Origin of the sequence: Citrobacter sp. MGH110, from assembly GCF_001037515.1 — a bacterium.
GTDB lineage: Bacteria > Pseudomonadota > Gammaproteobacteria > Enterobacterales > Enterobacteriaceae > Citrobacter > Citrobacter portucalensis.
Window position 1 is genome coordinate 1,304,572 of sequence record NZ_KQ089830.1, and the last position, 17,415, is coordinate 1,321,986.

Below are 17,415 nucleotides of genomic sequence, written 5' to 3' on the forward strand. Positions count from 1 at the left end.
TAACAACAGCATTGTCGGGCAGGCAAATGAATATCTCCTTGAGAAGGTCCACTCTCGCGTTACTCGCGTCATCATTATTATTAACAATTGGCCGTGGCGCCACTCTGCCATTTATGACGATTTACCTCAGTCGGCAGTATCATCTGAGCGTTGACCTGATCGGCTATGCGATGACGGTCGCGCTGACCATTGGCGTGGTGTTCAGCCTTGGCTTTGGTATTCTGGCCGACAAGTTCGATAAAAAACGCTATATGCTGCTGGCAATTTGTGGCTTTGCCTCTGGCTTTATTGCAATCCCGCTGGTGCATAACGTGGTGGTAGTGGTTTTACTCTTTGCCCTGATCAACTGTGCCTACTCCGTCTTCGCCACGGTGCTGAAGGCCTGGTTTGCCGATAATCTGTCAGCCACCAACAAGACTAAAATTTTCTCGCTTAACTATACCGTGCTGAATATTGGCTGGACCGTTGGTCCACCGCTGGGCACTCTACTGGTGATGCAAAGCATTAACCTGCCATTCTGGCTGGCTGCCGCCTGTTCAGCATTGCCACTGGTGTTTATCCAGACCTGGGTAAAACGTTCGACAGCACCATCAGAAGGTTTAAACGCCGCGGTGTGGTCCCCTTCGGTACTCCTGCGCGACCGGGCATTATTTTGGTTTACGTTATCGGCCTTTCTGGCATCGTTTGTTGGCGGTGCTTTTGCGTCCTGTATTTCGCAATACGTTATGGTGGTAGCGGATGGCGATTTTGCCGAGAAAGTGGTAGCAGTCGTCCTGCCCGTTAACGCCGCCATCGTAGTATCACTGCAATACGCGCTTGGCCGCAGGCTCACCGCCACGAATATCCGCCCGTTGATGACAGTGGGTACAGTCTTCTTTGTCGTTGGCCTGGTCGGTTTCGCTTTCTCCGGCAACAGTCTGTTGTTATGGGGAATTTCTGCTGCGTTTTTCACTATCGGCGAAGTCATTTACGCGCCGGGTGAATACATGCTTATCGACAACATCGCGCCAGCAGGCATGAAAGCCAGCTATTTTTCCGCCCAGTCGTTGGGCTGGCTTGGCGCAGCGGTTAACCCATTAGTCAGCGGCGTCATTTTAACCACATTGCCGCCATGGTCGCTGTTTGTCGCGCTGATAGTGGCGATCGTTCTTGCCTGGGCGCTCATGATAAAAGGCATGCGCGCCAAGCCCTGGGGGCAGACGGTGGTCTGCTGATGAGTATAGCGACAGAGCCGAAGCCGCTCTGTCGCATACCTCAGATTGCAACCAGTCCCCGAACGCCCTCGGCCTCCATATTTTTACCATCGCCGCTTTGAATAATACTGCCCCGCGACATGAGCAGGTATTTGTCGGCCAGCTGCTGCGCAAAATCGTAGAATTGCTCCACCAGCAAAATAGCCATATCCCCCCGGTGCGCCAGTTGAGAAATCACCTGACCAATCTCTTTAATCACCGACGGCTGGATCCCTTCCGTTGGCTCATCAAGAATCAACAACTGTGGGCGACTTGCCAGCGCTCGTCCAATGGCCAGTTGCTGCTGTTGCCCGCCGGACAAATCTCCGCCACGCCGATGCTTCATCTCCTGTAAAACCGGAAAGAGCGCGTAAATATCATCAGGCACATGTCGGGCCTCCGGTGCTGAAAAACGGGAAAGACCGAGCAGCAGATTCTCTTCGACCGTCAAACGCGGAAAAATATCACGCCCCTGTGGGACATACGCCACACCGGCTCTGACCCGCTGGTGTGGCTTCCAGTGAGTGACATTTTTATCCTGCCAGAGTACGCTTCCGCTACGGGCCGGAATAAGCCCCATCAGACACTTTAGTAGTGTTGTTTTCCCCACGCCGTTACGCCCCAGCAGGCATGTCACCTCACCGATACGCGCTTCAAAGCTCACCCCGCGAAGAATATGGCTGCCACCATAATATTGATTCAGTTCTTTCACCTGCAGCATGTAAACTCCTTAACGCCCGAGATAAACTTCAATAACCTGCTCGTTGGCCTGCACATCGCGAAGACTCCCCTGAGCGAGGACACGTCCCTGATGTAATACTGTGACGCGATCGGCAATGGTTTCGACAAATCCCATATCGTGCTCAACAACCATCAGAGAGTGCTTACCGGCAAGCTGGCGAAACAGCTCCGCCGTGTATTCCGTTTCCGCATCCGTCATCCCCGCTGCGGGCTCATCCAGTAGCAGTAAATGCGGCTCCTGTACCAGCAGCATGCCAATTTCGAGAAACTGTTTTTGCCCATGCGAAAGCAGGCCGGCGCGGCGGGCCCGCTCATTACCCAGCCGCAACAGCGCCAGTACTTCATCAATACGATCCCGTTGTTCGCCTGAGAGTCGTGCCCGTAGTGACCCCCAGACAGATTTATCATTTTTCAGCGCCAGCTCCAGGTTCTCTTCCACCGTTAATGCTTCAAATACCGTGGGCTTTTGAAATTTCCGTCCAATCCCCTGACGCGCGATGGCAATGGGATCCAGCGTTGTTAAATCGGTCGACTGATCGTATATCGCACGACCACTTTGCGGTCTGGTTTTACCGGTTATGACATCCATTAACGTCGTCTTCCCGGCGCCGTTAGGGCCAATAATACAGCGCAGCTCCCCGACGCCAATATTGAGCGAGAGATCCGTTAACGCCTGGAATCCGTCGAAATTAACGTTAATTTTTTCCAGTTGGAGCACTGGGTCCGTTTGTTCGCGAAACCGATCGCCAGGCATCTGGCGAGTAAAAAGTCCTTCATCCGGCTGCATTATTTGTCTCCTTTGCGAAACAGGCCAATCACACCACGGGGTAAAAAAAGCGTAACGCCAATAAAGATCAGGCCAAGAAACAACTGCCAGTATTCCGGCATAATGACGGTAAACAGGCTTTTAGCACCGTTCACCAGTACAGCGCCAAATACCGGGCCGATCAGGGTTCCACGTCCGCCGAGAGCAACCCAAATCGCCGCTTCAATCGAGTTGGTCGGCGACATTTCGCTGGGGTTGATAATCCCTACCTGCGGGACATAAAGCGCCCCGGCCAGGCCGCACAGTACAGCGGAAAGCGTCCACACCAGTAACTTGAAACCTTTCGGATCGTAACCACAGAACATCAGACGGTTCTCGGCATCGCGCACGGCGGTCAGAATACGACCAAACTTACTGCGGGCCAGCGCAAGTCCCAGCCATATTGCCAGCACCAGTAGCATTACCGTCGCCAGAAACAGCGCGATCCTGGTGGACGTCGCGGTCACCGGAAACCCCAGAATGGTGGTAAAACCGGTAAAACCGTTATTTCCACCAAAGCCGGTTTCATTGCGGAAAAACAGCAGCATTCCGGCGAAAGTCAGGGCCTGGGTCATGATGGAGAAATAGACACCTTTGATTTTTGAACGGAAGGCAAACCAACCAAATACCAGGGCCAGCAGGCCCGGCACCAGAACAACCAGCAGCATCGCCCAGAGAAAATGTTGCGTCCCCCACCAAAACCAGGGCAGCTCGCTCCACGACAGGAACGACATAAAGGCCGGTAATCCTTCGCCGGAAGCCTGGCGCATCAGGTACATTCCCATCGCATAGCCCCCCAGCGCGAAGAAAATACCGTGTCCCAGCGAGAGCATTCCGGCATAACCCCACACCAGATCCAGCGCAACGGCCACAATGGCATAGCAGAGAATTTTCCCGGCCAGCGTCAACGTCCACACCGATATGGCCAGCGGATGCTCCGCAGGTAACAGCGCAAGAAACGGCAGAATAATCAACGCCAGCAGTAAGCCCAGACCCAGCACGCGTGTTGTACGCGGCGCTTTACGCTCCAGCGTTATTGTCATTGGCATCGTCATCAGTCAATAACCCTCCCTTTCAGCGCGAACAGTCCCTGAGGTCGTTTCTGAATAAACAGAATGATCAACACCAGGATCATGATTTTGCCGAGAACCGCTCCCACCTGAGGCTCCAGAATTTTATTGAAGATCCCCAGCCCAAATGCCGCAGTCACGCTCCCGGCAAGCTGTCCAACGCCGCCCAGTACCACCACCAAAAACGAATCGATAATGTAGCTTTGCCCCAGCTCCGGCCCTACGTTACCTAGTTGCGAGAGCGCCACACCTCCCAGTCCGGCAATTCCTGAACCAAGGCCAAAGGCCAGCATATCGACTCGTCCGGTAGGTACGCCGCAGCAGGCCGCCATATTGCGATTTTGCGTCACGGCACGCACGCGCAGCCCGAGGCGTGTTTTATTCAACAGCAGCCAGGTGAAGAACAGCACCAGCATGGCAAAGCCAAGCACCACTATTCGGTTCCACGGCAATATCAGATTGGCATAAACCTGAATGCCGCCGGAAAGCCATGCCGGATTGGCGACTTCCAGGTTTTGCGCGCCAAAAGTCATACGCACCAACTGGATGAGCATCAGGCTGATACCCCAGGTCGCCAGTAGCGTTTCAAGCGGACGGCCATATAAATGGCGTATCACCCCACGCTCGAGCAGCATTCCTACTGCCGCAGTCAGCAAAAAGGCGACCGGAAGTGCAATAACCGGATACCAGGCTAACCCGTGCGGGAAAAACTGCCCCATCAGCTGTTGCACCATCCAGGTACAGTACGCCCCGAGCATCAACATCTCGCCATGCGCCATATTGATGACGCCGAGTAATCCATAGGTTATCGCCAGACCCAATGCCGCAAGCAGCAAAATAGAACCCAGTGACAGTCCCATGAAAGCCTGCCCAAGAAGATCCCCAACCTTCATGCGATGCGAGATGGAATTCAGACTTTCGTCAGCGGCAGCACGCACTCGGGCATCGGGTTCATGTTCAGCCCTGGTGAATGGCTGCAGGCGCGCCTGAGTTTCAGGATCATTTGACGCCCCTAATAGTTCGATTGCCTGAAGCCTGACTTCCGGCGAGGTGCTACCCAATTGCAGATTTGCCAGTACAATAGCGAGTGCGGATTTCACATCACCATCTGACTCCTGAGCCAGTCGTTGTTGTAAAAACGGCAGCATGCCCGGCTGCGCCTCACGCTGTAATGTACGGGCTGCCTCCTCCCTTACCGTGACACTGTCACTTAAAAGTTGATGGACAGCCAACGCTCCGGCTACCAGATTACGCAGGCGGTTAGTCAGGCGAATTTTTTTTAGCTCGCTGTTTGGGGCTGTCGCTGTTCCTAACGGCTGTACGTGCGAGCCGTTCATGATGAAGGCATTTTTCGTGTTATCGGTCAGCAGGTTCTCATCTCGCAGCGCGCTGAGCAGCGGGATGCGCTGAACGTCGGGATTCACCGCCCATTGTTCAAGTAAGGCGGCCTGCTGAGCACGGTTGGAGGCGGTAAAGATATCAGCATCTGCGGCCTGGGCTATCCACGGCAAAAACCACATCAGCAACAACACACCACGAATAAAGCGCATAGCTTTCATGAGCGTTCTCCAAAGCATTACCCTCCCGCAGGAGGGCGTTAGATCAGTTGCTGGCGGTTTTCACAGGCTGTGCAGATTTTTTATCATTACCGGCGATGTACGGACTCCACGGCTGGGCGCGGACCGGCTCATCGGTTTGCCACACCACGTTAAACTGGCCGTTGCCTTCAATCTCGCCAATCATGACGGGTTTATGCAGGTGATGGTTGGTCGCATCCATGGTCAGGGTAAAACCTGATGGCGCAGCGAAGGATTGCCCCGCCATAGCTGCACGAACTTTATCCACATCGGTAGTTCCGGCTTTTTCTACCGCCTGCGCCCACATATGCAGGCCAACATATGTGGCTTCCATTGGGTCGTTCGTCACCACCGAATCAGCATTCGGTAATTTGTGCGCTTTGGCATACGCCCGGTAATCCGCGACAAACTTCTTGTTGGCCACATTATCGACGGACTCAAAGTAGTTCCAGGCGGCAAGGTTGCCCACCAGCGGTTTGGTATCAATACCGCGTAGCTCCTCCTCACCCACGGAAAAAGCCACCACCGGTACATCGGTGGCTTTCAGCCCCTGATTCGCTAACTCTTTATAGAACGGTACGTTAGAATCCCCATTGATGGTTGATACCACCGCCGTTTTTCCCCCTGCGGCGAATTTTTTAATGCTGGCGACAATGGTCTGGTAATCGCTGTGTCCGAATGGGGTGTACACCTCTTCGATGTCTTTATCGGCGACCCCTTTTGAGTGCAAAAAGGCGCGTAAAATTTTGTTGGTCGTGCGCGGATAAACATAATCTGTGCCCAGCAGGAAGAAGCGTTTCGCGCTACCGCCGTCCTCACTCATCAGATACTCAACCGCAGGGATCGCCTGCTGATTGGGGGCTGCGCCGGTATAGAAGACGTTAGGCGACATCTCCTCACCTTCATATTGCACCGGGTAAAACAGCAGACCGTTCAACTCTTCAAATACCGGTAGAACCGATTTACGCGAAACCGATGTCCAGCAGCCGAAAACTGCCGCCACCTTGTCCTGACTCAGCAGTTGTCTTGCTTTTTCAGCAAATAACGGCCAGTTCGAGGCCGGGTCAACCACCACCGGTTCCAGCTTTTTACCCAACACACCGCCCTGAGCATTTATTTCATCGATGGTCATCAACGCCACATCTTTTAGCGGCGTTTCGGATATGGCCATCGTGCCGGATAACGAATGCATGATGCCAACCTTAATGGTGTCGGCTGCCTGAACGCTAAAACTCACGCCCATTGCGACAACAGAGGCAGAAAGTGCAAAAGCTTTTAAAAATGTACGACGCTGCATAGTTTCACTCCTGAAATTAGACTTGCTGAAAGCTCCGGTGCAGCCGGGCAGACAAAACGGTGCAAATTAAGGGTGTTCAGAAGTGATAAGGCAAAAACGATGCCAGATATTAAAATCTCATATAAAATCAATAAATTAGCATCTCGCACACATAAATCAGTATTACATTTCCCCGCCCAAAGGATTAATCAAACGAAAAATTGAACCACCATGAGACAACTCTGCATTATAAACGTGCAACAATCTGTATCAGCAGCACACCGTCATAACAGCGTCTCAGGGTTTAAAAACAGGGTTGTTTGTGCGCAGATAAATGTGTCTCGTCACTATTATTTATTTTATTCGACGTGATCATGTAAAAAATTTACTTTTCAGTCGAAATAATCACACAGTTCAGCCTTTGTTTAAGATTGAATTGCTACTATAGTCATAAGCGAGGTGAACTTAAGGTAAGAGAGGAAACTCACAGATAAAGGAGCATTTACTATGCTGGGTAATATGAATATTTTTATGGCTGTTCTGGGAATTATTTTATTTTCCGGTTTCCTGGCCGCGTATTTTAGCCACAGATGGGATGATTGATGAACGGAGATAGTCCTGCACCGACCCGGCCCCTTGTAGCGTAACTGCACAAGGGGCCATTTTTTTACCTGAATCGCACTCGCTGTGCCTTTTTCTTGATTTACAGATAAAAAAAACCGCCGGATAAACCAGCGGTAAATGCTTGCATGGATAGATTTGTGTTTTGCTTTTATACGCTATCTGGCAATTCCCTGCGAAGATAACGGATAGTCAGCTAACCTATCACCGACAACCCCAATGAAAGTTAAACGAAACGCAACTACCTCAAAGCGTTTTTCGAAAACTCACGCACTGAGGGGATACGAGGTTCCGTCATTGGTGTCCACCAACGCAATTTGCTCATTTTCATCTATAAACATGCAGCGATTCCTGCCGGTCTGTTTCCCCTGATACATCGCCCTGTCGGCCCGACCAAGCGCGGTATCCAGCGTTTCACCCTGTTGAACCCGGGTTATGCCTGCCGTCACCGTGATACCGATCTCTCCCTCAGTGTAGGGAATTTTTTTCTGACCAATCAGACGACAAAGTCGCAAACCCGCCTGGCATGCCTGCTCGTCCGTTTTTGTTCTGATGATGATAATGAACTCTTCTCCACCGTAGCGGTACGCCGCCTCATCATATCGCGTCCATGACAATAAATTTGATGCCAGAGCCCGCAATACCACGTCACCAACCAAATGGCCGTAGGTATCGTTAACGTATTTAAAACGATCGATATCTAACAACAATATATAAAGATTAAGCGGTTCGGCATCGAGCAACTGCCGATCAAAAGACTCATCGAGCATTCTTCTGCCAGGTAAACCTGTTAATGCGTCGATATTACTGCGGATACTCAATAAATATATTTTGTAGTCCATTACAGATGAGGTAAATGCCAGCAGCGCATCCTGGAAGCTGTCGAAATGCCATGAATGGCTACGATTCTCCACGATAGCCATTAGCAATTTCTTGCCTGATAAATGCATCTTTTCGTGGGTGGCGCTTATCTTGCTTACGTAACTACAATCATCCTCATTGTACCGTGATTGATTATTAAGCCACTGTCCAAATCGACAAGCAAAATGCGAGTTTTCACCCATAATATCTGGCTGCGTAACATCTGAAGACACCACGCAGCGGAACATTGTCACTAACCATTTGTAGTGGGCATCAATGGACTTGTTCAACTCAATCAAAATTGCATCTATTTCCTTCGTATTTCTCATCATCACGTTCTCCCTCCCTGTTCGAGCGTTTCTGATGGAATTATCTTAACGATAAAAAAGAAAATTTATGTAAATTTTTTAATAGTAATTAATAAATCGTAATTAACAGGATATTACGCTATACCATCTATCGTGGCATAGCGTTGTCAATAAAGTGGTCAAACCAATAACGGTTCATTCAGCATTTCATTAAGCCCAATCACCTCTAATTGATCGGATGTGTAGGTTTTGTCGCCTCTGGCATATTGATACGCAGAACCATGGGAAAACCCGGATTCACGCGCTTCCTTATACCGTGCGATGATTTCAGCATTTGAGCGTGAAACATGTGGCGTAAACGGAGTGACGCTGGATTGCACAATTGTACTATCTGCACATCCGGACATAACAAGCACAGCTATTAGAACCCCTATTTTCATTAACAATTACCTGAGAAACCTGCCCGTACATGAACGCTAATCTTATCAAACATCCAAAGGCATCATCATTATTAAACTAGCATTCCTGAATATATTTCATCATCATTTGTTGATAACCATTATTGTCAACTTTCATATAAAACCCTAAAAATTGCCATCTTTAAAAATAATAAAAAACCGGGCATCACGCCCGGCTCAATATTCTGGCTAATAATCTCTTAGACGCTCAAACCACGATGTTCCAGCATTGGCTCCATTTTTGGATCACGCCCGCTCCATTGGCGATAAAGTTCAGTTAAATCAGTACCGTTACCGCGGGACAAAATCGCTTCGCGGAACTTTTGCCCGTTTTCACGAGTTAATCCGCCCTGCTCTACAAACCACTGATAGCCGTCATCGGCCAGCATTTGCGTCCACAAATAGGCGTAATAACCTGCGGCATAACCGCCGCCGAAGATATGGGCAAAATAGCTGCTGCGATAACGAGGCGGCACAGCCTTGAGATCCAAACCTTCAGCCGCCAGCGCCTGCTGTTCAAATTGTTCGACAGAAAGAGATAACGCGCTCTTTTCCAGACTGTGCCAACGCATATCCAACAATGCGGCACTGAGCAGTTCGGTCATGTCGTAACCTTTGTTAAACAGGCTGGCCCGCTGCATCTTATTCCGCAACGCCTGCGGCATTTGCTCCCCGGTATCAACATGACGAGCAAAACGAGCAAAGACCTGCGGATGACTCGCCCAGTGTTCGTTGATCTGCGAAGGAAACTCAACAAAGTCACGCGGAGTGTTGGTCCCTGAAAGCGTGGCATAACGCTGAGTGGCGAACAGGCCATGCAACGTGTGCCCAAACTCATGAAATAACGTAATAACATCATCCCACAATAACAATGCAGGCTGACCTTTTGCCGGTTTTTGATAATTACACACGTTGTAAATAACCGGCCGGGTTTCATTGAGTTGCGATTGCTCAACAAAATTGCCCATCCAGGCACCACCGCTTTTCGATTCCCGGGCAAAGAAATCGCCGTAAAATAACGCCAGCCCTACGCCATCGTGATCGAATATTTCCCATACCCTAACATCCGGGTGATAAACAGGAATGTCGAACCGTTCTATAAATTTTATGCCAAAGAGTTGATTAGCTGTCCAGAAAACGCCCTCGTTCAGCACCGTATCAAGGGCAAAGTAAGGTTTGAGCTGCGCCTCATCAAGTGCATATTTTTCACGACGAACCTGCTCGGCATAAAATGTCCAGTCCCAGGCCTCGACGTTAAATTGCCCCTGTTCGTGATTGATAACATTCTGGATTTCGGCCTGTTCATCCAATGCCCTGGCTCGCGCAGCGGGAACAATCGCCCGCATGAAATTGAGTGCCGCTTCCGGTGTTTTTGCCATCTGATCGGCAATTTTCCAGGCGGCGTAATTGGCAAAACCGAGTAGTTTCGCCTGCTGCATCCGGATCTCGACCAGTCGCTGAATAATCGCCCGAGTATCGTTAGCGTCATTGTTTTCTGCTCTCGTCCATGCGCGGTTGAACAGATTCTCACGGGTCTGGCGATCGCGTAACGCCACAAGCGCCGGTTGCTGAGTCGTGTTCAATAGCGGGATAACCCAACGCGCTGCAAGCCCTTTCTCCTTTGCAGCTTCGGCGGCAACAGCAATTTCCTCTGCGCTGAGTCCGTCCAGGTAACGTGCATCATCCACCACCAGAGCACCGGACTTGTTCGCCGCCAGCAGACGTTGATTAAACTGGCTGGTCAACGTGGCGGACTCTGTATTGAGCGCTTTAAGGTTCGCTTTATCGACCTCATTTAAACGCGCGCCGGCTAATACAAAACGCTGGTGGATGACTTCCAGCAAGCGTAATGATTCGCTATCCAGCCCCAGCGAACCTCGCTGTTGCCAGACCGCTTCAACGCGCGAAAAAAGCGCGCCATTGAGATAAATATCATTGGCAAGGCTCGCCAGTTCTGCGGAAAACTCTTCGTCAAGGCGCTGTAGTTCATCGTTTGTGTGCGCCGCCGTCATCGCGAAGAAAACGCTGGTTACGCGTGTCAGCAAAGCGCCGCTTTGTTCAAGCGCCAGCAACGTATTGGCAAAATCTGGGGCCTGCGGGTTTTGCACAATCGCCTCGATCTCTGCACGTTTTTGCCGCACGCCTTCATCGAACGCTGGGCGATAGTGCTGCACCTCTATCTGATCAAACTGCGGTGCCTGGTACGGCAACGTGCTGTGACGTAAAAAAGGATTCGTTAACGACATATTTCACTCCTGAAAACGATTTGTTTACCAGAGTAGACTTCCCAGGAATCAACCGCAATCGCGTTACGCAGGAATAGCTCTGAACGGAAATGACGTGCTATGGTAGTACGACATAAAAAGCGTTGAGGAACAGTGAGATGATCGTTTTAGTAACCGGAGCAACCGCAGGTTTTGGTGAGTGCATTACGCGTCGTTTTATTGAGAATGGGCATAAAGTTATTGCCACCGGACGCCGCCAGGAGCGCCTGCAGGAACTGAAAGAGGAATTGGGTGACCGCCTCTATACCGCGCAACTGGACGTACGTAATCGTGCATCGATTGAAGAGATGATGGATGCCCTGCCTGCTGAATGGCGCAATATTGATGTTCTGGTCAACAACGCGGGTCTGGCGCTGGGCCTTGAGCCTGCTCACAAGGCCAGCATTGAAGACTGGGAAAATATGATCGACACCAACAACAAGGGGCTGGTTTATATGACCCGTGCCGTTCTGCCTGGCATGGTTGAACGCAACCGCGGTCATATTATCAATATCGGTTCTACCGCGGGCAGTTGGCCATACGCTGGCGGTAACGTCTACGGTGCGACTAAAGCGTTTGTTCGCCAGTTTAGCCTGAATTTACGTACTGATTTACACGGCACTGCAATTCGCGTTACCGACATCGAGCCGGGTCTGGTTGGCGGTACGGAGTTCTCTAATGTCCGTTTTAAAGGTGATGACGCCAAAGCTGAAAAAGCCTACGAAAATACCACGGCGTTGACTCCGCAAGATGTTACAGAAGCGGTATGGTGGGTGGCTTCTTTACCGGCTCATGTCAATATCAACACCCTTGAAATGATGCCTGTCACACAGTCTTTTGCCGGGCTGAGTATCCACCGGAGCTAATTTCTCTGCCCGGCCTTGTGCCGGGTATAGATAGCCTGAAAGAAGTGATAAAATATCCGGGTTAACTCTCTAAAAAGTAAGAATGAATGACCGTAGAAACGCAGCTCAACCCTACACAACCAGTAAATCAACAGATTTACCGTATTCTTCGCCGTGATATCGTGCATTGTCTGATTGCACCCGGTACACCGCTGTCGGAGAAAGAGGTTTCTGTACGCTTTAATGTGTCACGCCAGCCGGTACGAGAAGCATTCATCAAACTGGCCGAGAACGGTCTGATTCAGATCCGCCCGCAGCGTGGCAGCTACGTGAATAAAATTTCGCTGTCGCAAGTGCAAAACGGCTGTTTTGTTCGCCAGGCAATTGAATGTGCCGTGGTACGCCGCGCCGCATCGCTGATCAACGATCAACAGTGCTATCAGCTTGAACAGAATTTGCATCAGCAGCGCATCGCAATTGACCGAAAACAGATTAATGATTTCTTCCAGCTTGATGATGAGTTTCATCAGAAACTGGCTTTAATCGCCGAGTGCCAACTCGCCTGGGATACCGTTGAGAATATAAAGGCTACAATTGACCGCGTTCGTTATATGAGCCTGGATCATATTTCCCCGCCTGAAATGCTGCTACGCCAGCATCACGATATCTTTGCCGCCCTTGAGAAGCATGATGGCGATGCGGTCGAGCGCGCAATGATGCTCCATCTTCAGGAAATTGGTGAGTCCGTTCAGCTTATTCGCCAGGAAAATAGCGACTGGTTCAGCGAAGATTAATACTACGCTCACCTCACTCCGGGGTGAGTTTCTCCTGCGTTTTCCCCGCGCCCGCATAACTGCATAAAAAAAGCTGTGATTTTGATCGAAAACAAAAAAAATCATTAACGAGAAGCGTATTTATATTGCGCCCGTTACGTGGGACTAAAAGCCCACGGGCTTTGACGGTAAGTTGGAAAGGAGAAAACACCATGAAAACATACGATCGTAACCGTAACGCAATCACCACTGGCAGCCGCGTCATGATCAGCGACACCGGACTCACAGGCCGCATTACAGCAATAGATACCGATGGCCTGACCGCTGAGCAGATTCGCCGCGGGAAAACAGTGGAAATCGAAGGATGTGAAGGCAAATACGCCCCCCTCGAGCTGATTCGTTTAGGCATGAACTAATTGGTGTGAATGCCAGAAAACACAGCGCCATCTGGCCGTTGCAAGCCAGATGGCGGCATAAAGCATAATCTTCGTTACTTCAGTTTTGCTGCATACTTCGCAACCGTCGCCTTCGCCCCTTCAGCCAGTAAAGTAAGATACGCTTGTGTGACCTGACGGTTGAACAGTTCAACCTGTGGCAGTTCACGGCCAAAAATAGCATCGATTGCCAGCAGCGCCTGAACGCGCTCTTCGCCCTCGTTGCTGCTACGCACCGCATTCTGGATGACCGGCAACAGTGGATCGCTAATTTCAATCGCCTGGCCCTGTTCATCCACACCACCAACGTAACGCATCCAACCAGCGACACCCAGTGCCAGCAGCGCAAAGTCACTACCGTGCACAATGTGCCAACGAATGGAATCAAGCATACGCTGCGGCAGTTTTTGGCTACCGTCCATGGCGATCTGCCAGGTACGATGACGCAGCGCCGGATTGCTGTAGCGTTCAATTAACAGATCGGCGTAACGCTGTAGGTCAACACCTTTTACTTTCAGCGTAGGTGCTTGTTCCTGCAACATCAGCGCACGTGCAGCAAGACGATAGTTTTCATCGCCCATGCAATCGTTAATATGTTGATATCCCGCCAGATACCCAAGATACGCAAGGAAAGAGTGGCTGCCGTTGAGCATACGCAGTTTCATCTCTTCAAACGGAATGACATCAGCCACCAGTTCCGCCCCGGCCTTTTCCCATTCAGGACGGCCGGCAACAAAGTTATCTTCAATTACCCACTGGCGGAACGGTTCGCATGCCACGCCTGCCGGGTCGCGTACACCTGTGATATGTTCAATTTTGTCTAGTGTCTCCTGCGTAACCGCCGGGACAATGCGGTCAACCATTGTTGATGGGAATGTAACATGTTGTTCAATCCACGCGGCCAGTTCCATATCCACCGCTCGGGCATATGCAGTGACAACATTGCGCATCACATGACCGTTTTCTGGCATGTTATCGCAGGACATCACGGTAAAGGCGGCTAAACCCGCAGCTTTGCGACGCGCCAGGGCTTCAACCACCACGCCCGGCGCAGTTTTTGGTTGTTTAGGGTTTTGCAGATCGGCTGCAATCATCGGGTTGTCTAACATCAGTTGGCCGGTCGCCGGAGAATGGCAGTATCCTTTCTCGGTAATGGTCAGGGAAACGATCGCGACCTGCGGTTCACACATCGCTGCCAGTACGCTTTCCAGACCATCAACCTGCGCATGCAATGCATTTTTCACCACGCCCACGACTCTCGCAGTCCAGGCATCAGCAGACATCTCTGCAACGGTATACAGATTATCTTGCTGTTTCAGATCGAAAATCTGCTGCTCGCCGCCAATCAGGTTCACTTCGCAGTAGCCCCAGTCACTGCCGTGATCGGCGGCCAGAATGTCAGCGTAAACACCCTGATGTGCGCGGTGAAACGCGCCAAATCCCAGATGAACAATACGCGTAACCAGTTTTGTACGATCGTAGTCAGGAAGTGCAGCCTTAGCCGCTAAGAGCTTGTTTTGCATGGTATGGCCTACTTATAAATGAAATCAGGACTGTTCCAGAGTAACGCCTGTATGGTTGTATGTTTTGATTTGCATTAAGCTTTTTTGGATTGGTATGACATCATGTAAAGCTGTGTAATAGCATGGGCAGCGTACGAGTACATCCGCCCATGCTACTGTCTGGTATCAGCTTGTCTGAGTCACCGAGCAACGAACCTTCTCGGCTTTATTCACCTCGGCAGCATCCTCAAGTACGCTCAGGTCGCGATCTTTCACTTCTGGCATCAGCAACGCGGAAATCAGACCAATCAGTGAGTAAGCGATGACCATCACCAGAATTGGCCACCAGGAATTAGTCATGTTGCAGAAAATACCCGCCAGAACCGGACCAAAACCAACAGCAACCAACCCGCCCGCTTCTTTTGAAATCGCCATTCGCGTAAACCGGTTACGCGCACCGAACATTTCCGCCATGGTAATATTTTCGAGAGCAAATAACCCCAATACAGCAAAATTATGAATAACAATCAGTGCCGTCATGATGACACCCGGGCTATACGTTTTATCCACTACAATTGACAGCATCGGGTAAGCCAAAATAATTGCCGAGATATTCAGGATAATATAAGGCAAACGACGACCAAACTTATCAGACAACCAGCCAAGCAACGGTATTGTAATAAAGCCCAACACCGAACTGATCATTAAGGCATCAGTGGGTATAGATTTATCAAATAACAGCGTCTGCACTAAATAACCGGCAAGGAAGGTTTGGATTAATCCTGAATTACCCGCCTGTCCAAAACGTAGGCCGGTTGCCAGCCAGAAAGATTTACTGGTAAACATCGCCCCCAGCGTATTTTCTGGCGAATTATTTAATGCCGGAGCGTTTTCTTCATCATTCACTTTCTCAAATACCGGGCTTTCTTTGAGATTCATACGCAACCAGATGGCAAAAATCATCACCACGACACTCGCCAGGAACGGAATGCGCCAACCCCAGGCTAATAACTCCTCACGGTCGAGCGCAAAGAACATCACCGCCCAGATGGCCGTTGCGCTAAGGGTTCCACAGTTGGTCCCCATGGCAACAAGTGAGGAAATAATGCCACGTTTACCTTTTGGCGCGTACTCGGCAAGCATCGTGCCTGCGCCCGAAATTTCAGCCCCCGCACCAAGCCCTTGCACGATACGCAGCGTCACCAGCAGCACAGGCGCAAAGATACCAATTTGTGCATATGTTGGCAGCACGCCAATTAAGGTCGTACAAATTCCCATCATCGTAATGGTAATAAACAGTACTTTTTTACGGCCGATGCTGTCTCCCATTTTGCCAAATATAAATGCTCCAACGATACGAGCAATATATCCTGCACCGTATGTACCCATCGCTAAAATAAGCGCCATGGCGGCAGACTGTTCCGGGAAAAATATTTCATGGAATACCAGTGCGGCACCCAAAGAATATAACTGAAAATCCATAAATTCGAGCGCAGTACCCAACCATCCGGATACGGCAGCTCTAACCAGATCTTTCGTGGATCTTTCGTGTTTTTCTTGATTCATATTGGCTATCTCTAAGAGGTAAGATGCGTACCACTTACTCGCAGTTATTTATATTATTCACTGAATGTAAGTAAGACTTTGCAGCAGTGCTGCTGATCTTTCTCAAACAATTCAATTGCGTCTGTAACGTGGTGATAGTCAAAAGTGTGAGTAATAAGTTGATTAGGATCGATAAGTCCGTTGACCAACCAATCAATCACAATCGGGAATTTGTTCGCATTTAATCTTGAGGAATAAATGGACAGTTCTTTCCCGGTAATGCCTTGTTGAATAATCTGACAAGGATCGCTGGAGAAGCCCATCAGAACAATTCGCGCGGCCGGCGATGCCAGCGTGATTGCCTCCTGTAAAATGGATGGATGGCAAGCTGCATCCACGATAATGGTCGGTTTTAGTCCGTTTTCCGCAAGGAATTCTTGCAACGAGTGCTGACTATTATTGATTGCCCAGTCTGCACCGCACTGCTTCGCCATGGCCAGGCGCTCATCGATTCTGTCAGCAATCACTACGGTTTTGACCTTATAGACACGCTTAAGCGCCTGTACAGTGGTCAGTCCCATAGGCCCTGCGCCATAAATAAGCGCAATATCGTTTTCTGTTGGTTTAATTTGCCCGGTCACGTTTGCGGCGATGGTGAAAGGTTCCACCATAACGGCATGCTCATCAGGCACTGTATCGGGGATCGTCCAGGCATTTTTCGCTGGCACAACAGCGTACTCACTGAAACCACCATCGCGATGCACGCCCAGCACCACCAGCGATGTACAAACGTTAGGTTTACCAATTGAACAGGGATAACAATGTCCGCAGCTGATGACCGGATCAACGGACACCCGTTCACCTATTCTCGAATGGTCAACACCGTCACCTACCGCCTCGATCACGCCATAAAACTCATGGCCAATCACGCGCGGGTATTGTGCAAATGGATTATGACCGCGATAAATATGACTGTCGGAACCACAAATCCCCGCCAGTTTCACTTTTACCCTCACCTCACCTGCTAAGGGTTCTGGCACCGGTCGTTCGGCGATAACCAGCGTATTCGGTTTTTCAATCACGATACTTTTCATAGCAAATCA

The 17,415-nt window shown here is 50.3% G+C and carries 16 protein-coding genes; 5 read left to right on the top strand and 11 right to left on the bottom strand.

Features of this window, described 5'->3' with window-relative positions:
• The first annotated feature begins 26 nt into the window (after positions 1 to 26).
• Complete coding sequence (gene ydeE, locus SK38_RS06165; RefSeq protein ID WP_032943415.1) at positions 27 to 1,214, top strand: efflux MFS transporter YdeE; 1,188 nt, start codon at positions 27 to 29, stop codon at positions 1,212 to 1,214.
• Between the two features lie 40 nt (positions 1,215 to 1,254).
• Here ydeE and urtE read toward each other — a convergent pair whose 3' ends face one another.
• From urtE to urtA, 5 genes are read right to left on the bottom strand one after another with little or no spacing between them, the layout of a single operon-like run.
• Positions 1,255 to 1,953: an urea ABC transporter ATP-binding subunit UrtE gene (urtE, locus tag SK38_RS06170; RefSeq protein WP_048214207.1), complete on the bottom strand. Its 699-nt coding sequence runs from the start codon at positions 1,951 to 1,953 to the stop codon at positions 1,255 to 1,257.
• 9 nt (positions 1,954 to 1,962) lie between these two features.
• Positions 1,963 to 2,760 (bottom strand): urea ABC transporter ATP-binding protein UrtD, encoded by a 798-nt coding sequence (urtD, locus tag SK38_RS06175; protein WP_048235402.1) that lies wholly within the window; start codon positions 2,758 to 2,760, stop codon positions 1,963 to 1,965.
• Positions 2,760 to 3,833 carry an urea ABC transporter permease subunit UrtC gene (gene urtC, locus SK38_RS06180; RefSeq protein WP_048235403.1) on the bottom strand — a complete coding sequence of 358 codons (1,074 nt, stop codon included), beginning with the start codon at positions 3,831 to 3,833 and terminating at the stop codon, positions 2,760 to 2,762. The genes urtD and urtC overlap by 1 nt, the downstream gene beginning before the upstream one ends.
• Positions 3,833 to 5,407, bottom strand: a complete 1,575-nt coding sequence (gene urtB, locus SK38_RS06185; RefSeq protein WP_048235404.1) for an urea ABC transporter permease subunit UrtB — start codon at positions 5,405 to 5,407, stop codon at positions 3,833 to 3,835. Before urtB ends, urtC begins: the two co-directional genes overlap by 1 nt.
• Positions 5,408 to 5,450: 43 nt before the next feature.
• Positions 5,451 to 6,722: an urea ABC transporter substrate-binding protein gene (gene urtA / locus SK38_RS06190; protein ID WP_048235405.1), complete on the bottom strand. Its 1,272-nt coding sequence runs from the start codon at positions 6,720 to 6,722 to the stop codon at positions 5,451 to 5,453.
• Positions 6,723 to 7,208: 486 nt separating this feature from the next.
• On the opposite strand from urtA, the gene mgtS reads away from it, so the two are divergent.
• Positions 7,209 to 7,304: a protein MgtS gene (gene mgtS, locus SK38_RS24900; RefSeq protein WP_003032406.1), complete on the top strand. Its 96-nt coding sequence runs from the start codon at positions 7,209 to 7,211 to the stop codon at positions 7,302 to 7,304.
• Between the two features lie 284 nt (positions 7,305 to 7,588).
• On the opposite strand, the gene SK38_RS06200 is transcribed toward mgtS, so the two are convergent.
• The 3 genes from SK38_RS06200 to dcp form a co-directional block, all read right to left on the bottom strand.
• On the bottom strand, positions 7,589 to 8,515 hold the full coding sequence (locus tag SK38_RS06200) for a diguanylate cyclase (RefSeq protein WP_048235406.1): 927 nt from the start codon (positions 8,513 to 8,515) through the stop codon (positions 7,589 to 7,591).
• A 155-nt stretch (positions 8,516 to 8,670) separates the two neighbouring features.
• Positions 8,671 to 8,931, bottom strand: a complete 261-nt coding sequence (locus SK38_RS06205) for a hypothetical protein (protein ID WP_020996405.1) — start codon at positions 8,929 to 8,931, stop codon at positions 8,671 to 8,673.
• Between the two features lie 218 nt (positions 8,932 to 9,149).
• Complete coding sequence (dcp, locus tag SK38_RS06210) at positions 9,150 to 11,195, bottom strand: peptidyl-dipeptidase Dcp (protein WP_048235407.1); 2,046 nt, start codon at positions 11,193 to 11,195, stop codon at positions 9,150 to 9,152.
• 137 nt (positions 11,196 to 11,332) lie between these two features.
• Here dcp and ydfG point away from each other — a divergent pair, with 137 nt between their 5' ends.
• From ydfG to ydfZ, 3 genes are all read left to right on the top strand, one after another.
• Positions 11,333 to 12,079 carry a bifunctional NADP-dependent 3-hydroxy acid dehydrogenase/3-hydroxypropionate dehydrogenase YdfG gene (ydfG, locus tag SK38_RS06215; protein WP_020996406.1) on the top strand — a complete coding sequence of 249 codons (747 nt, stop codon included), beginning with the start codon at positions 11,333 to 11,335 and terminating at the stop codon, positions 12,077 to 12,079.
• Positions 12,080 to 12,165: 86 nt separating this feature from the next.
• Complete coding sequence (locus SK38_RS06220) at positions 12,166 to 12,852, top strand: GntR family transcriptional regulator (RefSeq protein WP_003032396.1); 687 nt, start codon at positions 12,166 to 12,168, stop codon at positions 12,850 to 12,852.
• A gap of 191 nt (positions 12,853 to 13,043) precedes the next feature.
• Positions 13,044 to 13,247: a putative selenium delivery protein YdfZ gene (gene ydfZ / locus SK38_RS06225; RefSeq protein WP_003032393.1), complete on the top strand. Its 204-nt coding sequence runs from the start codon at positions 13,044 to 13,046 to the stop codon at positions 13,245 to 13,247.
• A gap of 74 nt (positions 13,248 to 13,321) precedes the next feature.
• On the opposite strand, the gene SK38_RS06230 is transcribed toward ydfZ, so the two are convergent.
• The 3 genes from SK38_RS06230 to SK38_RS06240 form a co-directional block, all read right to left on the bottom strand.
• A complete protein-coding gene (locus tag SK38_RS06230; protein ID WP_048235408.1) occupies positions 13,322 to 14,788 on the bottom strand; it encodes a mannitol dehydrogenase family protein in 1,467 nt (488 codons plus the stop codon).
• A gap of 165 nt (positions 14,789 to 14,953) precedes the next feature.
• Complete coding sequence (locus SK38_RS06235; protein WP_048235409.1) at positions 14,954 to 16,333, bottom strand: MFS transporter; 1,380 nt, start codon at positions 16,331 to 16,333, stop codon at positions 14,954 to 14,956.
• 53 nt (positions 16,334 to 16,386) lie between these two features.
• Complete coding sequence (locus SK38_RS06240; RefSeq protein WP_048214216.1) at positions 16,387 to 17,406, bottom strand: Zn-dependent oxidoreductase; 1,020 nt, start codon at positions 17,404 to 17,406, stop codon at positions 16,387 to 16,389.
• Positions 17,407 to 17,415: the final 9 nt, after the last annotated feature.